Here is a 15801-nt window from a genome sequence, read left to right as displayed (position 1 = left end):
ACAATTCGGGCCTAGGGCGTAGCCAGCTCACCCGAGTAGATATTGAAGCGATCCCCGCGGGCAAAACCCACCAGCGCCATGCCGGTCTCGCGGGCGGTCTCCACGGCCAGGGAGGAGGCGGCGGAGACAGCGACCAGCATGCCGAAACCGGCCATGGCGGCCTTCTGCACCAGCTCGAAGCTGGCACGAGAACTCATCACGAGGATGAGATCGCTGGCCGGCAGGCGGTCCTCCATGAGCAGGTGGCCAATGACCTTGTCCGCGGCGTTGTGGCGGCCGATGTCCTCGCGGATGACCACAGGCTTGCCGTCGAGGGTAAATGCGCCCGCGGCGTGGATGCCGCCAGTCTTGCGGAACTGCTTTTGCTCAGCGCGCAGCTTCCCCGGCAGCGCGGCTACCACCTGCGGGTCGATGGGGATGTGGGGAATCTCGTACCGGCTGCGCTTGGTGAGCTCCTCAATGGAGGAGGTGCCGCACACCCCGCAGGCGGAGGTGGTCGTGGTCAGCCGCACGTCCTGGATGCTCAGTGGAATGTGGGTGGCCAAGTCCACGTCCAGCAGGTTGTAGGTGTTTTTCCCATCCACGGTGGAGCCGGCGCAGTAGCGGGCCTCGGAGACGTCGCTAAGCCGGGCGATGTGGCCCTCCGAGTGGAGGAAGCCGTGGGCCAGCTCGACGTCGTGGCCCGGGGTGCGCATCGTGGTGGTGATGGTGGTGCCGCCCACGCGGATCTCCAGCGGCTCCTCGCCGGCCACGACGTCCCCGCGGGTATCCACCTGTGCCACGCCGCCGGTGTCATCGAGGCGCACCTTGGTCACCGCGAACGTGGCATTGACGCGCCCACTCACTTGTTCAGCGCCTCCTTGAGCTTGGTGATGCTCTCCCGGGCGGAGTCGCTGTCCTGGGAGGCAAGCCCCACGAGGTAGGCGGTTAAGGGCGCGGCCGGGCGGGATTGGGTGTGGGCGACGTCCTTGGTGAGATCAAGCAGCTCGCGGATGAGCGCGGTGGCCTCAGCGGGCTCCACCCCGAGGATCTCTGCGGCCTCCTCAAGCCACTGGTGTGCGGTGCGGATGGGATCAGCAGATTCAGTCATGGTGCCACTCTAGCGCGCGACCTGCGACGAGTTTGGAAAACCGCAGCTGAGGCGGTAGAGTCAGTCGACGGACTTGCGCTGAGGTTCCAGCATGCCTATTTCCGGAGGCAATCACGCCCGGGAGTTGGCGCCCTGAACTGCAGAAAGTGTCAAGCCGCGTAAGAATTGAACACATCAACTTTGTTGTAGGCCCCCCGCCGTAGATAGCGGACCGTTGTCTGAATCAAAGGGTGGCGAGCGCCTCACGGTACTGACCGTGGGGAGCGTGAGTAGCCCGAAATCACACGGAAAACGCTTTGGTGGGTGCGATGCTGGCGCATCGCACGTTGCCCTAAGGAATCGCACGTTGTCCTTAGGAGAAACACAGGGAACCGCAACGAGAAAGGTAACGGTCACATCCATGACCATGACTGATCCTATCGCCGACATGCTGTCGCGCGTGCGCAACGCTAACCACGCGCACCACGACTCCGTGTCGATGCCGACCTCCAAGATCAAGGCCAACATTGCCGAGATCCTGAAGCAGGAAGGCTACATCGCTGATTACTCCGTCGAGGGCCGCGAGCTGACCCTTGAGCTGAAGTACAACAACCGCGAGCGCTCCCTGTCCGGTCTGCGCCGCGTGTCTAAGCCGGGTCTGCGTGTGTACGCAAAGTCCACCAATCTGCCGAAGGTCCTGGGCGGCCTGGGCGTGGCTATCATCTCCACGTCTCAGGGTCTGCTGACCGACCGTCAGGCTCAGGAGAAGGGTGTAGGCGGAGAAGTTCTCGCCTACGTCTGGTAAGGGAGGATTGACACATGTCTCGTATCGGTCTAGCACCAATCGCCGTCCCGAACGGCGTCGAAATCAAGATCAATGGCCAGGACGTTGAGGTTAAGGGCGCTAAGGGCACCCTGACCGTCGAGGTTCCGGAGCCCATCACCGTGGCTGTCGAGGACGGCGAGATCAAGGTCTCCCGCCCGAACGACGACCGCAAGAACCGCGCACTGCACGGCCTGTCTCGCTCCCTCGTCAACAACGCCGTTGTTGGCGTGACCGAGGGCTACACCAAGAAGATGGAAATCTTCGGTGTCGGCTACCGTGTCCAGCAGAAGGGCAAGGACCTCGAGTTCTCCCTGGGTTACTCCCACCCGATCCTCATCGAGGCTCCGGAGGGCATCACCTTCGCTGTGGACGGCGCTACCAAGCTCTCCGTTTCTGGTATTGACAAGCAACTGGTCGGACAGGTTGCCGCGTACATCCGCCGCCTGCGTAAGGACGATCCTTACAAGGGCAAGGGCATTCGTTACGACGGCGAGCAGGTCCGCCGCAAGGTCGGAAAGACGGGTAAGTAAGCAATGGCTAACACTGAGAACGCAAAGCGCACCCCGATTGGCAAGGACATCTCCTCGCGTCGTCGCGAGGCACGTGCCCGCCGCCACTTCCGTATCCGTAAGACCCTGCGCGGCACCCCTGAGGCACCGCGTCTGGTTGTCCACCGCTCCTCCCGCCACATGCACGTCCAGGTCATCGACGACCTGGCCGGCCACACCCTGGTCGCTGCTTCCTCCATGGAAGCTGACGTGCGCGCGCTTGAGGGCGACAAGAAGGCAAAGGCCGCCAAGGTCGGCGAGCTCATCGCTGAGCGCGCCAAGGCCGCTGGCATCGAGGCAGTTGTCTTCGACCGTGCAGGCTACAAGTACCACGGCCGCGTGGCAGCTCTTGCCGACGCCGCTCGTGAAGGTGGTCTGAAGTTCTAATGATCATGGCAAACGGAAACATCAACGGAAGGAACGCCTAATGTCGGACCGTGAACAGCGTGACGGCGGACGCTCCGCCGAGAAGAACAACGACCGCAACAACGGCGGTCGCCACGGCGGTCGTCGCAACGATCGTCGCAATCAGCAGGACAACGAGCGCGATAAGTACATCGAGCGCGTAGTCACCATCAACCGCGTCTCCAAGACCGTTAAGGGTGGCCGCAACATGTCCTTCACCGCTCTCGTCGTGGTGGGCGACGGCCAGGGCATGGTCGGCGTCGGCTACGGCAAGGCCAAGGAAGTCCCGGCCGCAATCCAGAAAGGTGCCGAGGAGGCTCGCAAGAACTTCTTCCGCGTCCCGATGATTGCTGGCACCATCACCCACCCGGTTGAGGGTCGCGACGCAGCTGGCATCGTCATGATGAAGCCGGCCGCTCCGGGTACTGGTGTCATCGCCGGCGGTGCTGCACGTCCGGTGCTTGAGTGCGCTGGTGTGCAGGACATTCTGTCGAAGTCCCTGGGCTCCGACAACGCTCTCAACGTCGTCCGCGCCACCGTGGACGGCCTCAAGCAGCTGGTTCGCCCCGAGGAAGTTGCTGCTCGCCGCGGCAAGTCCCTCGAGGAGGTCGCACCGGCCCAGATGCTGCGTAAGCGCGCAGGTCAGGAGGCATAAGCAATGGCTCTGAAGATTACTCAGGTTAAGGGCCTCGTGGGCACCAAGCCGAACCACCGCAAGAACATCGAGGCCCTGGGCCTCAAGCGCATCGGTCACACTGTGGTTAAGCAGGACACCCCGATCATCCGCGGCATGGTTCAGAAGGTGCGCCACCTGGTCACCGTTGAAGAAGTGGCAGGGGAGTAAACCATGGCTGATATCATCAAGCTGCACGACCTGCGCCCATCCGCAGGAGCAAACAAACCCAAGACCCGCGTCGGCCGCGGTGAGGCATCCAAGGGTAAGACCGCTGGTCGCGGTACCAAGGGCACCAAGGCTCGTAAGCAGGTTTCGGCTGCTTTCGAGGGTGGCCAGATGCCGATCCACATGCGTCTGCCGAAGCTCAAGGGCTTCAAGAACCCGAACCACGTCGAGTACCAGGTTGTTAACGTGTCTGACCTGGCCGCTAAGTTCGCAGAGGGCGGCGACATCACTGTTGCCGACATCGCAGCTGCCGGCCTCGTCCGCGCTAACCAGCCGGTCAAGGTTCTGGGCAACGGCGACATCAACGTCAAGCTGAATGTCACCGCTGACAAGTTCTCTAAGTCCGCAATCGAGAAGATTGAGGCTGCTGGCGGCACCGCCACTGCAACCAAGTAGGGCCAAGTAGGGCTTGGAATAACGTTTAAGTCCCGCCGTCACTGTCACAGTGGCGGCGGGACTTTTGCTATGCGCTTCCGAGGGGCCCGGCGACCTCGGCCTCGGTTGAGGCCTTGGCTTAGGCCTCGTCCACGGTCTTCTCGTAGAGGCCCGGGAAGCGCCCGTCGGGGTCGGTGACCTCCTTGATGCGCTGCGGCAGGTCCCCGCCGTAGAGCTCGGCGAACTCCTCGGGGGAGTAGAAGGCCTCCGAGTAGAGGGACTTGTGCCCGCCCAGCTCGCTGACCTTGGCCTCAATGATGCGGTTGAAGGCACCGTTGCCGGGCGCGGAAGGATCCACGTGATTGCCCTCCACTCCGGACCAGAAGCCCACGTTGACCCAGGTGGTGCCGGGCTTGAGCGGATAGGCGGGCCAGGGGGACTCCGCACGCGCGGCAATATCCCCGGTGCCCACGAGCTCCTCGACGCCCTCTCGTAGGCGGATGGGGCACAGCCACACCGGCTGGATGTCGGAGGCGTGGAAGAACCAGTGGAGGAACTCCGGGAGGTTCTCCGGGGTGACCTCGATGTCCTGCACCACTCGCTCACCGCGCGGCAGGCCCTTGGGCTTTTTGATGAAGCTGTACTCCAGCTCGTACTTGCGGTCCAGGCGCACCAGCTTCCAGTAAAAGGAGCTGCGGCGCAGCTGGCGCGGCCACACCTTGCGTACCGTGGGGTTCTGCGCACCGAAGGCGCGCGAGCACCAGAACCAATCCGTATCCCAGCGCCAGATGTAATCGCGGATGCTCAGCCGGTCCCGGCGGATGCCCTTCTCGTGCTGCAGGCTGCGGTAGTAGATCTTCTCCCGGGTGTAGTCGGAAACCGGGCCTTCCTCCTCGGTGAAGCGGGCAAAGACCAGGTAGCTTTCCTCCTCGGAGAAGACCACGCCGTCGAGTCCGTGTACCGGCTCGCCCTGGAAGGTGTGGGACTCGGAGACCTCCGCGAGCACCCGGCTGAGCTGCTCGAGGTCGTGGAAGCGCTGCTGGCGCAGCTCCACGAAGGGTGGGACCTCCTCCAGCTCAATCTTGAGGCGTACCGCGTAGCCCAGGGAGCCGTAGGAGTTGGGGAAGAGGCGGAAGAGATCCACGTTCTCCTCCCGCGAGCAGGTGAGGATCTTCCCGGTGCCGGTGAGCACGTCCATCTCGATGACGGATTCGTGGGGCAGCCCGTTGCGGAAGCTGGTGGATTCCACGCCCATGCCGGTGACCGCTCCACCCAGGGTGATGGTTTTCAGCTGCGGCACCACAAAGGGCATAAGCCCGTAGGGGAGGGTGGCGTCCACGAGGTCCTCGTAGGTGCACATGCCCTGCACGTCGGCAGTGCGCGCCTGCGGGTCGATGGCGATGACCCCGCCCAGCCCGGAGACGTCGAGACCGGCTTGCTGCTCGCTGCGGGCGCGGAAGAGGTTGGAGGTCTTCTTGGCCAGGCGCACGCGTTGTCCTCGCGGCACCGCGCGGAAGCTCGTGAGCAGCTTGTCGACGCCCTCCCGGTGCGCCGCCCAGCCCACCGGGCGGATGTCCTCTGCATCCACCGAGCGGGGCTGCAATTCCTTGAGATCTGAGATGTTCATCCGCACTCCTTCCTAGCTGTGGCTTTCCTCCGCCTCTTCGGCGGGGAAGCGGCTGTCGTTCCACCAGCGGCGCTCGGGCACGCCGGCGCGGGAACCGGACTCGTCGAGCTTGACGCCGAGGAAGTGGTAGAGGTTGACCACATTGTGCTCGAAGCCCCACTCGGAGCCGGCCATGTAGATGGCCCACAGGCGGGCGGTGGGCAGGCCCACCAGGGAGCAGGCCTTATCCCAGTTCTCCTTGAGGTTCTCGCACCAGGCGTGCAGGGTGCGCATGTAGTCAAAGCGCAGCGACTCGGTGTGGATGACCTCGAAGCCGGCGTCCTGCATGCGCTTGGTCACGGTGCCGGAGCCGGTGAGCTCGCCGTCGGGGAAGATGTAGCGGTCGATGAACCCACCCTTGGGGGTCTTGTGGTTATCGGGGTAGGTGATGTTGTGGTTGAGCATCATGCCGCCCACCTTGAGCTTGCCGTGCAGGAAGCTAAAGAAGTCCGCGTAGTTCTGCACGCCGATGTGCTCGATGAGCCCGATGGAGGAGATGGCGTCGAAGCCGCTCTCGGTGACGTCGCGGTAGTCCATAAAGCGGATCTCCGCGAACTCCTCCAGGCCCTCCTCGATGATCTTGGCCTGGCCCCACTCGGCCTGCTCCTTGGACAGGGTCACGCCGATGGAGTGCACGCCGCGGCGCGCGGCGTAGCGCACCATGCCGCCCCAGCCGCAGCCGACGTCGAGGTGGTGATCGCCTTCCTTGAGGCGCAGCTTGTCAAAGATGAGGCGGTACTTGTTCTCCTGGGCCTCGTCGAGGGTGGCCTCCGGGCTGGGGTAGTAGGCGCAGGTGTAGGTCATGGAGTTGCCCAAGAAGAGCTCGTAAAAGTCGTTGCCCACGTCGTAGTGATCAGAGATCACCTCGGCGTCGCGCTCTTTGGAGTGACGCGAGAGGCCGTCGTGAAGCTTGCGGCGCAGCCAGGAGGCGCGCTCCACCTCGGGTACGGGCTGGATCTGCAGCGCACCCATGGAGGCCAGGGAGCGCACGATGCGCGCCAGGGTGCGGGCGTCCGGGGTGCGGAACTTGTCATACATGGCGTGCAGGGCGTCGAAGATGCCGTAGGGGTGAGCGGGGTGCTCGCCCTCGACGGTGATGCCGTCGGTGACGTAGGCGCGGGCAAAGCCGACGTCACCGGGGTGGGTGGCGATGTAGGACAGGCCCTGCAGGCTGTTGATCTTGACGGTAAAGGGGGAATCACTCGGTCCGGTGGAGGAGCCGTCGAAGGCCTCCCACCGGAAGGGGTTGGGCGCGGGGACAAAGCAGTCGATAATTTCTGCCACAGTCATCGGGGTGAACTTCTTGGCCATCTCTTCCTCTTAGTCAGTTAGTACGTCGATGTCACACCAATAACGGCCGTCCAGGTTCCGCTACCATTCCAGCCTCGAGCAACCTGGCTCGGTGCCGGAGGGAACGAGGGGGTCGAGAATTATAGAATTTTATTGCTCGAGGGCAATATTTCAGATGTTAAACCTCTTGACGCACTTCCGAAACCGGAGAGAGCGCGACGTGGCCAGACACTTCCTTAAGACGCCCCCAGTAGGAAGCCGCAGTGCACTGCTGGTAGGGTAGTGAGGTCAAAAGTGTCCAACCGTTCCTTATGCCCTGCCTGAACCCCTTTTTGTGCACGGGCATGGGGGACAGATGAGTATCCACCTCCGTGCGTTGCGGGCCGGGTTTCCGGTCTGTGGCAGCGGTTGGCCAGGAGGATTTTGTAGTGTCCGCCATTGTCCAGGCTTTTAAGGACGCCGACCTACGCAAGAAGATCATCTTCACCCTGGTGATGATCATTTTGTACCGCGTCGGTGCGCAGATTCCGTCCCCCGGCGTCGATTACGCGTCCATCGCTGGCCGTCTTCGTACGCTGACCGAGGAGTCCGGCAACCTGTACTCAGTCATCAACCTCTTCTCAGGTGGTGCGTTGCTGCAGCTGTCGATCTTCGCCATCGGCATCATGCCCTACATTACGGCGTCCATCATCGTGCAGCTGCTTACCGTGGTCATTCCCCGCTTCGAGCAGCTGAAGAAGGAAGGTCAGTCCGGCCAGGCCAAGATGACGCAGTACACGCGCTACCTCACCCTCGCGCTGGCACTGCTGCAGTCCTCCGGCATCGTCGCGCTGGCTGACCGCGAGCAGCTGCTGGGTCAGGGTGTGCCGGTGCTGGCGGAAGACCGCAACTTCTTCACCCTCGTGGTCCTGGTGATCACCATGACCGCGGGTGCTGTGCTGGTGATGTGGATGGGCGAGCTCATCACGGAGAAGGGCATCGGCAACGGCATGTCCTTGCTCATCTTCGCCGGTATTGCTACCCGCCTGCCTACCGACGGCGTGAATATCTACAACAACAACGGCGGCCTCGTCCTGGCCATGGTCGTCGCTGGCCTCATCGTCTTGGTCGTGGGCATTACCTTCATCGAGCAGGGCCAGCGCCGCATCCCGGTGCAGTACGCCAAGCGCATGGTGGGCCGCCGCCAGTACGGTGGCTCCTCCACCTACCTGCCGCTCAAGGTCAACCAGGCCGGCGTTATCCCGGTCATCTTTGCCTCCTCGCTCATCTACATGCCGGTGCTCATTACGCAGATTGTCAACTCCGGCTCCGCCGTGGTGCCGGATAACTGGTGGCAGCGCAACGTCATTGCTCACCTGCAGGCGCCGAGCTCCTGGCAGTACATCGTGCTCTACTTCGTGCTCACCATCTTCTTCTCCTACTTCTACGTCTCCGTGCAGTATGACCCCGCGGAGCAGGCGGACAACATGAAGAAGTATGGTGGATTTATCCCGGGCATCCGTCCGGGCCGCCCGACGGCGGAGTACTTGGGTTACGTCATGAACCGTCTGCTGTTCGTGGGTTCCCTGTACCTGGCGCTCATCGCCATCCTCCCCAACATCCTGCTGGATTTGGGCGTGGGAGCGGCGTCGGCAAGCGGTACCTCCGCCTTCGGCGGTACCGCAATCCTGATTATGGTCTCCGTTGCGCTGACCACGGTCAAGCAAATTGAATCCCAGCTCCTGCAATCCAACTACGAAGGACTTCTCAAGTAATGCGTTACGTACTCCTTGGCCCTCCCGGTGCCGGTAAGGGCACCCAGGCAGCAATCCTGAGCGAAAAGCTCGGCGTCCCGCACATTTCCACCGGCGATCTCTTCCGCGCCAACATTGGTGAGGGAACCCCGCTCGGTGTCGAGGCTAAGTCCTACATCGACGCAGGCAAGCTCGTGCCCACCGACGTCACCGCACGCATGGTGGAGGACCGCCTCAACCAGGATGACGCCGCCGAGGGCTTCCTCCTGGACGGCTTCCCGCGCACCGTGGAGCAGGCTGACATCCTGGAGAAGCTGCTCGCCGATAAGGGCCTGAAGCTCGACGGCGTTCTCAACTTCGAGGTCTCCGAGGACGTCGTGGTGGAGCGCATGCTCGCCCGCGGCCGCGCCGATGACAACGAGGAGACCATCCGCACCCGTCTCGGTGTCTACCGCGACGAGACCTTCCCGCTCATCCAGCACTACGGCGACGCCATCATCCCGGTCAAGGCCGAGGGCGAGGTTGAGGAGATCAACCAGCGCGCCCTCAAGGCGATGGGCAAGTAGCTCATGGGTTTTCGACGCCGCAACCAGCGCATCCCCGCCCGCACCCCGGGCGAGCTTGACGCCATGCAGGCCGCCGGCGAGATTGTCGGCCGCGCCCTGCAGGCAGTCCGCGCGGCTGCGGCGTCTGGCGTATCTACGCTCGAACTCGACGCCGTGGCCGAGCAGGTCATCCGCGAGGCCGGCGCGGTTCCTACATTCAAGGGCTACGGGGGATTCCCCGGCTCCATCTGCGCCTCCGTCAACGACGTCATCGTGCATGGCATCCCTTCTGCGGACATCGTGCTGGCCGAGGGAGACCTCGTCTCCATCGACTGCGGCGCCACCCTCGACGGCTGGGTGGGCGATAGCGCCTGGAGCTTCGGCGTGGGCGAGCTCTCCGCCGAGGCGCAGGCTCTCAACGAGGCCACCGAATGGGTGCTTTACGAGGGGCTCAAGGCCATGGTCCCGGGCAACCGCCTGACCGATGTCTCCGCCGCCCTCGAGCAGGCCACCTACCGCGCCGAGCAGAAGTTTGGCGTGGCGCTGTTTATCGTGGACGGCTATGGCGGCCACGGCATCGGCCGCGAGATGCACGAGGACCCTTACCTGGCCAACGAGGGCAAGGCGGGCCGCGGCCCCCTCATTCAGGAGGGCAGCGTGCTGGCGATCGAACCCATGCTCACCCTGGGCACGGAGGACAGCGCGGTGCTTGACGACGACTGGACGGTGCTCACCACCGACGGCTCCTGGGCCGCGCACTGGGAGCACACCGTCGCCGCCACCGCCGAGGGCCCGCGCATCCTCACGCCCCGCTACTAGGGCCCGTCACGGGACCCGGTACCGGGCACGTTTCTAAGAAAAGGCTGAGGCCGCTATGCGCAGCTTCAGTATGCAAACTCACAGATTAGGTTTATACTTCCCCCTATGTCGAAAAACAGCTTCCGCCGCGTGTCCTTCCCTGCACGTCGCGCAGTCCTTGCCCCTGCAACCGCCGGCATGATTGCTCTTTCCCTACTGGGAGCACCTGCCGCATCCGCTCAGACCGTACCGAGCATTGAGAACCTTTCTTCCGACGCCCAAGCTCAGCTCGACAACTTCGTAGGCCAGACCCGCGAGCAGGCCTGGAACACCCGCAACCAGATCCTGGACGCTGTGGAGAAGAGCAACCCGCAGGCCGCCGACGCCATCCAGCCGGCTGTCGACGCCGCAGTCAACGCCCTCTTCCCGGGTCTCATCGATCAGAAGAACGCCGAGATCCGCGCCGCTCAGGAGGCGCAGATCGCCCGCGAGCGTGAGGCTGCCGAGGCCGCCAAGCGCAAGGCGGAGGAGGAGCGCCGCGCCAATGAGTTCGACCGCGGCCCCTGTCCGGCCGACGCCCGCGTCTGCGTGGACCTCGACGGCCGCCGCACGTGGCTGCAGGAGGGCGGCAACGTCTCCTACGTGGCCTCCGCGATCTCCTCCGGCAAGCCCGGCGAGGAGACCCCGTCCGGCACCTTCTACATCAACCGCAAGGTGGAGAATGAGATCTCCCGCGAGTTCGGCAACGCTCCGATGCCTTACTCCATGTACTTCACCAACAACGGCCACGCCTTCCACGAGGGCGACCCGAACGTGCTCTCCAACGGCTGCATCCACCTCACCCACCAGGACGCCGTGAAGTTCTGGAACGAGGTGCCGGTGGGCTCTAAGGTCTTCATCTACTAAGCCCACCTCAACCTCAAGAGCATCCGACCCCGGTGCCCGTTCCCGTGACGGCCCGGGGTTTCTGCGTTGCCGTGGGCCAGGGTTTCTGCGTTGCCGTGGGCAAATAGGGTTTGGAAAACGCGCGACATGCGCGTATGCTTAACCGCTGGTGTATGCGCGGGACGGTGAACATCATCTGAACACCGCCGCTATGACAGCGCATCGCCGCAGCAGTAGACAGCAAACATGCAGGTGACCAGCACTTGTCTGGCACCAGAAAAGTAGAGGTTATGGCTAAGGAAGGCGCAATCGAGGTCGAGGGTCGTATTATCGAGCCCTTGCCCAACGCAATGTTCCGTGTCGAGCTCGACAATGGGCACAAGGTTCTTGCTCACATCTCGGGCAAGATGCGTCAGCACTACATCCGCATTCTCCCTGAGGACCGCGTGGTGGTGGAGCTGTCTCCTTATGACCTGACCCGCGGACGCATCGTCTACCGCTACAAGTAAACACTGTTAGCCTCCTCACCCAGGGCGCCGGGTACGGCGTCTTTTCTACCTCAGGCTGCGATGGCCTGAGCCCGCACTGGTAAGTGGCCCACAGCCCCGGCACGGACCGGGCGAAGCGCCGCATGGAGCGGGACGGATGAGGAGAAAACCATCGTAACAACCCGAAAGGACAAGCCACATGGCACGTCTAGCTGGTGTTGACCTCCCGCGCAACAAGCGCATGGAGGTTGCTCTCACCTACATCTACGGCATCGGCCCCGCCCGAGCCAAGGAACTGCTGGAAAAGACTGGCATTTCTCCGGACCTGCGCACCGACAACCTTGACGATGATCAGCTGTCGGCGCTGCGTGACGTAATTGAAGCTTCCTGGAAGGTCGAGGGTGACCTCCGCCGCCAGGTCCAGGCTGATATCCGTCGCAAGATTGAAATCGGCTGCTACCAGGGCATCCGCCACCGTCGTGGCCTGCCCGTTCGTGGTCAGCGCACCAAGACCAACGCTCGCACGCGTAAGGGTCCCAAGAAGACGATCGCAGGAAAGAAGAAGTAGCATATGCCTCCGAAGACTCGCTCCGGCGCACGTCGTACTGGACGTCGCGTCGTCAAGAAGAATGTGGCCGCAGGCCACGCGTACATCAAGTCCACCTTCAACAACACCATCGTGTCCATCACGGACCCGCACGGTGCTGTGATCTCCTGGGCATCCTCCGGCCACGTCGGCTTCAAGGGTTCCCGTAAGTCCACTCCGTTCGCCGCTCAGATGGCCGCTGAGAACGCTGCCCGCAAGGCAATGGAGCACGGTATGAAGAAGGTTGACGTTTTTGTCAAGGGTCCGGGCTCCGGCCGCGAGACCGCCATCCGTTCCCTGCAGGCTGCAGGCCTCGAGGTTTCCTCGATCACGGATGCCACCCCCCAGCCGCACAACGGCTGCCGTCCGACCAAGCGCCGCAAGGTTTAAGGGAAAGGAAGAGGTAAAACAATGGCTCGTTATACTGGCCCCGCTACCCGCGTATCCCGCCGTCTGCGCGTCGACCTGGTCGGCGGCGACATGGCGTTTGAGCGTCGCCCGTACCCCCCGGGACAGGCTGGCCGCAACCGCATCAAGGAATCTGAGTATCTGCTGCAGCTCCAGGAGAAGCAGAAGGCAAAGTACACCTATGGTGTGCTCGAGCGTCAGTTCCGTCGTTACTACGCCGAGGCTAACCGCCTGCCGGGCAAGACCGGTGACAACCTGGTCGTCCTGCTGGAGTCCCGCCTCGACAACGTGATCTACCGCGCTGGTCTGGCTCGCACCCGCCGTCAGGCTCGTCAGCTGGTCTCCCACGGTCACTTCACCGTTAACGGTAAGAAGACCAACGTTCCTTCCTTCCGCGTGACGCAGTACGACATCATCGATGTCCGCGAGCGTTCCCAGAAGATGGAATGGTTCGAAGAGGCTCAGGACCGCCTGATCGACGCCAACGTCCCGGCCTGGCTGCAGGTCGTTCCGGACACCCTGCGCATCCTCGTGCACCAGCTGCCCGAGCGCGCTCAGATCGACGTCCCGCTGCAGGAGCAGCTCATCGTCGAGCTTTACTCGAAGTAAACTGTGTGGTCGCAGCTCCGTTGCGGGGTGTGCGACCAATCAGGAATCTTCGAAACCTTTATCTTTACCCCTTCTACCGGCGTCATATAGCGGTCGCCGACAAGGAGAAATTCAATGCTCATTTCACAGCGTCCTCAGCTCACCGAGGAATTCATCGACTCGTCTCGTTCCAAGTTCATCATTGAGCCGCTCGAGCCGGGCTTTGGTTACACCCTCGGTAACTCCCTGCGTCGTACGCTGCTGTCCTCCATCCCGGGTGCAGCAGTGACCTCCATCAAGATCGATGGTGTTCTCCACGAGTTCACCACCATCAACGGTGTGAAGGAAGATGTCTCTGAGATCATCCTCAACGTAAAGGGTCTGGTGCTGTCCTCCGACTCCGACGAGCCGGTGGTCATGTACCTGAGCAAGGAAGGCCCGGGTGAGGTCACCGCGGGAGACATCCAGCCGCCGGCTGGCGTGGAGATCCACAACAAGGATCTGCACATTGCCTCCCTCAACGACACTGCCAAGCTGGAAATGGAGCTCGTCGTCGAGCGTGGCCGTGGCTACGTTCCTGCTGCATCGACCACTGGTGAGATCGGCCGCATTCCGGTTGACCAGATTTACTCCCCGGTGCTGCAGGTCTCTTACAAGGTCGAGGCAACTCGTGTTGAGCAGCGCACCGACTTTGACAAGCTGATCATCGACGTCGAGACCAAGAACTCGATTTCTGCCCGCGACGCCCTGGCTTCCGCCGGTGGCACCCTGGTCGAGCTCTTCGGCCTGGCTCGCGAGCTGAACACCGCTGCTGAAGGCATCGAGATTGGCCCGTCCCCGCAGGAGACGGAGTACATCGCCGCCTACAGCATGCCGATCGAGGACCTAAACTTCTCCGTCCGCTCCTACAACTGCTTGAAGCGCCAGGAGATCCACACCGTCGGCGAGCTCGCTGAGTGCACCGAGTCCGACCTGCTGGATATCCGCAACTTCGGTCAGAAGTCCATAAACGAGGTAAAGATCAAGCTGGCTAACCTGGGCCTGGCTCTCAAGGACACCCCTGAGGACTTTGACCCGACCCAGCTTGAGGGTTACGACGCAGAAACCGGTGACTTCAAGGATCCGTCTGCGGACGATTCCGAGTAAAGATTCACCCTGAACTGCGGTGGCGCCTAGTCGCTGCCGCGCGCTCAACTATCCGCACACGAGGAGTACACTATGCCAACCCCGAAGAAGGGTCCCCGTCTCGGCGGCTCCGCTACCCAGCAGGCTCACCTCCTGAGCAACCTGGCAGCTAGCCTCATCGAGCACGGCGCAATCAAGACCACCGATGCTAAGGCGAAGGTTCTTCGTCCGTACATCGAGAAGATCATCACCAAGGCTAAGAGCGGCTCTGTTGCAGACCGTCGCCAGGTTCTCAAGCTCATCCCGCGCAAGGATGTTGTTGCCTACCTGTTCGACGAGCTGGCTGAGAAGTTCCAGAACCGTGATGGCGGCTACACCCGCATCATCAAGCTGGAGAACCGCACCGGCGACAACGCCCCGATGTCCCAGATCTCCCTCGTTCTCGAGGAGACCGTGACCGCCGAGGCTAACCGCGCCACCCGCGCTGCCGCTTCCAAGGCCGCTGAGGCTGAGGCAGAGGAAACCAAGGCCGAGGCTGAGGAGACCTCCGCCGAGGAGACCGAGGAGAAGTAATTCTTCCTTACCTCCGAGCCTGAAGGCTAAGACAAGGACCGCACACTGCTGCAGGGCAGGTGCGGTCCCGTCGTTTTGCTGCCCAAATCGACTAAGGGCAGGGCCTAGCTGGGCCCTCGTCTCTGGGCGATTGCTCTGGCGCTGAGACCGAGCCCTATCCCAACCGCTACCGCAGCCAGAGATGGCCAATCAACAGCGACGATGAACCCTTCGCCAAGGATGACTCCGTACATGGCCAGGGGAAGGACGCCTGCACACACGCCGAGGGATAGGCCAATGCATGCGGTCCCAGTGAGTGCCCAAATGAGCGTGTTTCGGCTCCATCTCGTATCTAGACCAAGTAGCCGGAAGGAAACGTGGATTGCTCTCATATCGCGCCGCATGGCCTGCGATATGGCAATCGACAGCGCCACGGCTGAAGCTACTGCCGCGAGCAGGCTGAGGTAAAACACTGTTGGTGTGGACGCACCGTAATGCGTGGGCAACGCGATGCTTTCGGGCGGGATGCCCAGTCTCGCGGCGAGTTTTGGAAGGTCCGCCACTTGTTGCGGTGATAGCCCGGTAAGGATTATTTGGCTGCTTGAGCCTTTGATCTTCTGGCTTTCGGCGGCGTCGGTGAGCATGAGCGCTCCCACTTGTTTCTTCCAATACTCGCCGAAATCCGCCGGCATGGCAGGTAGGCGTGGTATGTCCTCTTGTTGCTCGCTTAGTTCGACGTGATGGCCTTGCATCAGGTCACGGTCGCGAACTAAAACTCCGCCATGCTCGAGGACTGCGCGTTGCTCGGATGTAAGCGGGCGGCCAGAGAGTTTCTCCCAATCGGAGGGGGTCTCCAGGCTGAGAATTCCGTAGGCTCCCGGTACAGCTGGATCGATTGGTAGCGGAGACGACAAGATAGTTGCGTTCACCGGTTTAGCCACTCCAAGCGCGTCCGCTATGGGTTGCGTCCGTTAGCGTGGTGTATCTGTGACCCGGGGTTGTGCTCATGTCGG

Annotated in this window: 20 protein-coding genes; 16 read left to right on the top strand and 4 right to left on the bottom strand. The window is 62.5% G+C overall.

The window, feature by feature from the left end; genetic code table 11:
• Window positions 1–11: 11 nt before the first annotated feature.
• Together fdhD and Q4E25_RS06795 are read right to left on the bottom strand one after the other, a co-directional pair.
• Window positions 12–845: a formate dehydrogenase accessory sulfurtransferase FdhD gene (gene fdhD / locus Q4E25_RS06800; RefSeq protein ID WP_303155544.1), complete on the bottom strand. Its 834-nt coding sequence runs from the start codon at window positions 843–845 to the stop codon at window positions 12–14.
• Entirely contained in the window at window positions 842–1090 is a 249-nt protein-coding gene (locus tag Q4E25_RS06795) for a DUF6457 domain-containing protein (RefSeq protein ID WP_303155543.1), read from the bottom strand. Before Q4E25_RS06795 ends, fdhD begins: the two co-directional genes overlap by 4 nt.
• 400 nt (window positions 1091–1490) lie before the next feature.
• Between Q4E25_RS06795 and rpsH the strand changes: the two genes are divergently transcribed.
• From rpsH to rplO, 6 genes are read left to right on the top strand one after another with little or no spacing between them, the layout of a single operon-like run.
• Entirely contained in the window at window positions 1491–1874 is a 384-nt protein-coding gene (gene rpsH / locus Q4E25_RS06790) for a 30S ribosomal protein S8 (RefSeq protein WP_303155542.1), read from the top strand.
• Window positions 1875–1888: 14 nt separating this feature from the next.
• Complete coding sequence (gene rplF / locus Q4E25_RS06785; protein WP_303155540.1) at window positions 1889–2425, top strand: 50S ribosomal protein L6; 537 nt, start codon at window positions 1889–1891, stop codon at window positions 2423–2425.
• Between the two features lie 3 nt (window positions 2426–2428).
• On the top strand, window positions 2429–2830 hold the full coding sequence (rplR, locus tag Q4E25_RS06780; protein ID WP_303155537.1) for a 50S ribosomal protein L18: 402 nt from the start codon (window positions 2429–2431) through the stop codon (window positions 2828–2830).
• A 40-nt stretch (window positions 2831–2870) separates the two neighbouring features.
• Window positions 2871–3503: a 30S ribosomal protein S5 gene (rpsE, locus tag Q4E25_RS06775; protein WP_303155534.1), complete on the top strand. Its 633-nt coding sequence runs from the start codon at window positions 2871–2873 to the stop codon at window positions 3501–3503.
• A gap of 3 nt (window positions 3504–3506) precedes the next feature.
• A complete protein-coding gene (gene rpmD / locus Q4E25_RS06770) occupies window positions 3507–3692 on the top strand; it encodes a 50S ribosomal protein L30 (RefSeq protein WP_042529338.1) in 186 nt (61 codons plus the stop codon).
• Window positions 3693–3695: 3 nt separating this feature from the next.
• The gene (rplO, locus tag Q4E25_RS06765) at window positions 3696–4145 is read left to right on the top strand and encodes a 50S ribosomal protein L15 (protein WP_303155530.1); all 450 of its coding nucleotides are present in this window, start codon (window positions 3696–3698) and stop codon (window positions 4143–4145) included.
• Between the two features lie 118 nt (window positions 4146–4263).
• Here rplO and Q4E25_RS06760 read toward each other — a convergent pair whose 3' ends face one another.
• On the bottom strand, window positions 4264–5751 hold the full coding sequence (locus Q4E25_RS06760; protein ID WP_303155528.1) for an FAD-binding oxidoreductase: 1488 nt from the start codon (window positions 5749–5751) through the stop codon (window positions 4264–4266).
• Between the two features lie 12 nt (window positions 5752–5763).
• Window positions 5764–7101 (bottom strand): class I SAM-dependent methyltransferase, encoded by a 1338-nt coding sequence (locus tag Q4E25_RS06755; RefSeq protein WP_303155526.1) that lies wholly within the window; start codon window positions 7099–7101, stop codon window positions 5764–5766.
• Between the two features lie 407 nt (window positions 7102–7508).
• Between Q4E25_RS06755 and secY the strand changes: the two genes are divergently transcribed.
• The 10 genes from secY (at window position 7509) to rplQ (ending at window position 14809) form a co-directional block, all read left to right on the top strand.
• Window positions 7509–8834 carry a preprotein translocase subunit SecY gene (secY, locus tag Q4E25_RS06750; protein WP_303155523.1) on the top strand — a complete coding sequence of 442 codons (1326 nt, stop codon included), beginning with the start codon at window positions 7509–7511 and terminating at the stop codon, window positions 8832–8834.
• A complete protein-coding gene (locus Q4E25_RS06745; RefSeq protein WP_303155520.1) occupies window positions 8834–9379 on the top strand; it encodes an adenylate kinase in 546 nt (181 codons plus the stop codon). Before secY ends, Q4E25_RS06745 begins: the two co-directional genes overlap by 1 nt.
• A gap of 3 nt (window positions 9380–9382) precedes the next feature.
• Window positions 9383–10177: a type I methionyl aminopeptidase gene (gene map, locus Q4E25_RS06740; RefSeq protein ID WP_303155518.1), complete on the top strand. Its 795-nt coding sequence runs from the start codon at window positions 9383–9385 to the stop codon at window positions 10175–10177.
• 105 nt (window positions 10178–10282) lie between these two features.
• A complete protein-coding gene (locus Q4E25_RS06735; RefSeq protein ID WP_303155515.1) occupies window positions 10283–11062 on the top strand; it encodes a L,D-transpeptidase in 780 nt (259 codons plus the stop codon).
• Between the two features lie 269 nt (window positions 11063–11331).
• Window positions 11332–11550 carry a translation initiation factor IF-1 gene (gene infA / locus Q4E25_RS06730; protein ID WP_004566852.1) on the top strand — a complete coding sequence of 73 codons (219 nt, stop codon included), beginning with the start codon at window positions 11332–11334 and terminating at the stop codon, window positions 11548–11550.
• A 178-nt stretch (window positions 11551–11728) separates the two neighbouring features.
• A complete protein-coding gene (gene rpsM / locus Q4E25_RS06725; RefSeq protein ID WP_303155465.1) occupies window positions 11729–12097 on the top strand; it encodes a 30S ribosomal protein S13 in 369 nt (122 codons plus the stop codon).
• Between the two features lie 3 nt (window positions 12098–12100).
• Entirely contained in the window at window positions 12101–12505 is a 405-nt protein-coding gene (gene rpsK / locus Q4E25_RS06720) for a 30S ribosomal protein S11 (protein WP_303155462.1), read from the top strand.
• A gap of 21 nt (window positions 12506–12526) precedes the next feature.
• The gene (rpsD, locus tag Q4E25_RS06715; protein WP_303155459.1) at window positions 12527–13132 is read left to right on the top strand and encodes a 30S ribosomal protein S4; all 606 of its coding nucleotides are present in this window, start codon (window positions 12527–12529) and stop codon (window positions 13130–13132) included.
• 114 nt (window positions 13133–13246) lie between these two features.
• On the top strand, window positions 13247–14257 hold the full coding sequence (locus Q4E25_RS06710) for a DNA-directed RNA polymerase subunit alpha (RefSeq protein ID WP_303155457.1): 1011 nt from the start codon (window positions 13247–13249) through the stop codon (window positions 14255–14257).
• Window positions 14258–14329: 72 nt separating this feature from the next.
• Window positions 14330–14809: a 50S ribosomal protein L17 gene (gene rplQ / locus Q4E25_RS06705; RefSeq protein WP_303155454.1), complete on the top strand. Its 480-nt coding sequence runs from the start codon at window positions 14330–14332 to the stop codon at window positions 14807–14809.
• Window positions 14810–15801: the final 992 nt, after the last annotated feature.

Origin of the sequence: Corynebacterium sp. (genome assembly GCF_030532325.1) — a bacterium.
Taxonomy (GTDB): Bacteria; Actinomycetota; Actinomycetes; order Mycobacteriales; family Mycobacteriaceae; genus Corynebacterium.
The sequence above is the reverse complement of the archived record's forward strand: the minus strand, read 5'-3'. Positions and strand labels throughout refer to the sequence as shown.

Bases quoted from the DNA above. Each gene is read 5' to 3' on its own strand.
- rpsE (WP_303155534.1), top strand. From the start codon at position 2,871: ATGTCGGACCGTGAACAGCGTGACGGCGGACGCTCCGCCGAGAAGAAC.
- Q4E25_RS06795 (WP_303155543.1), bottom strand. From the start codon at position 1,090: ATGACTGAATCTGCTGATCCCATCCGCACCGCACACCAGTGGCTTGAG.
- Q4E25_RS06760 (WP_303155528.1), bottom strand. From the start codon at position 5,751: ATGAACATCTCAGATCTCAAGGAATTGCAGCCCCGCTCGGTGGATGCA.
- rpsH (WP_303155542.1), top strand. From the start codon at position 1,491: ATGACCATGACTGATCCTATCGCCGACATGCTGTCGCGCGTGCGCAAC.
- rplF (WP_303155540.1), top strand. From the start codon at position 1,889: ATGTCTCGTATCGGTCTAGCACCAATCGCCGTCCCGAACGGCGTCGAA.
- infA (WP_004566852.1), top strand. From the start codon at position 11,332: ATGGCTAAGGAAGGCGCAATCGAGGTCGAGGGTCGTATTATCGAGCCC.
- Q4E25_RS06735 (WP_303155515.1), top strand. From the start codon at position 10,283: ATGTCGAAAAACAGCTTCCGCCGCGTGTCCTTCCCTGCACGTCGCGCA.
- rplQ (WP_303155454.1), top strand. From the start codon at position 14,330: ATGCCAACCCCGAAGAAGGGTCCCCGTCTCGGCGGCTCCGCTACCCAG.
- map (WP_303155518.1), top strand. From the start codon at position 9,383: ATGGGTTTTCGACGCCGCAACCAGCGCATCCCCGCCCGCACCCCGGGC.
- rplR (WP_303155537.1), top strand. From the start codon at position 2,429: ATGGCTAACACTGAGAACGCAAAGCGCACCCCGATTGGCAAGGACATC.
- rpsM (WP_303155465.1), top strand. From the start codon at position 11,729: ATGGCACGTCTAGCTGGTGTTGACCTCCCGCGCAACAAGCGCATGGAG.
- rpsK (WP_303155462.1), top strand. From the start codon at position 12,101: ATGCCTCCGAAGACTCGCTCCGGCGCACGTCGTACTGGACGTCGCGTC.
- Q4E25_RS06745 (WP_303155520.1), top strand. From the start codon at position 8,834: ATGCGTTACGTACTCCTTGGCCCTCCCGGTGCCGGTAAGGGCACCCAG.
- rpsD (WP_303155459.1), top strand. From the start codon at position 12,527: ATGGCTCGTTATACTGGCCCCGCTACCCGCGTATCCCGCCGTCTGCGC.
- rpmD (WP_042529338.1), top strand. From the start codon at position 3,507: ATGGCTCTGAAGATTACTCAGGTTAAGGGCCTCGTGGGCACCAAGCCG.
- Q4E25_RS06710 (WP_303155457.1), top strand. From the start codon at position 13,247: ATGCTCATTTCACAGCGTCCTCAGCTCACCGAGGAATTCATCGACTCG.
- rplO (WP_303155530.1), top strand. From the start codon at position 3,696: ATGGCTGATATCATCAAGCTGCACGACCTGCGCCCATCCGCAGGAGCA.
- Q4E25_RS06755 (WP_303155526.1), bottom strand. From the start codon at position 7,101: ATGGCCAAGAAGTTCACCCCGATGACTGTGGCAGAAATTATCGACTGC.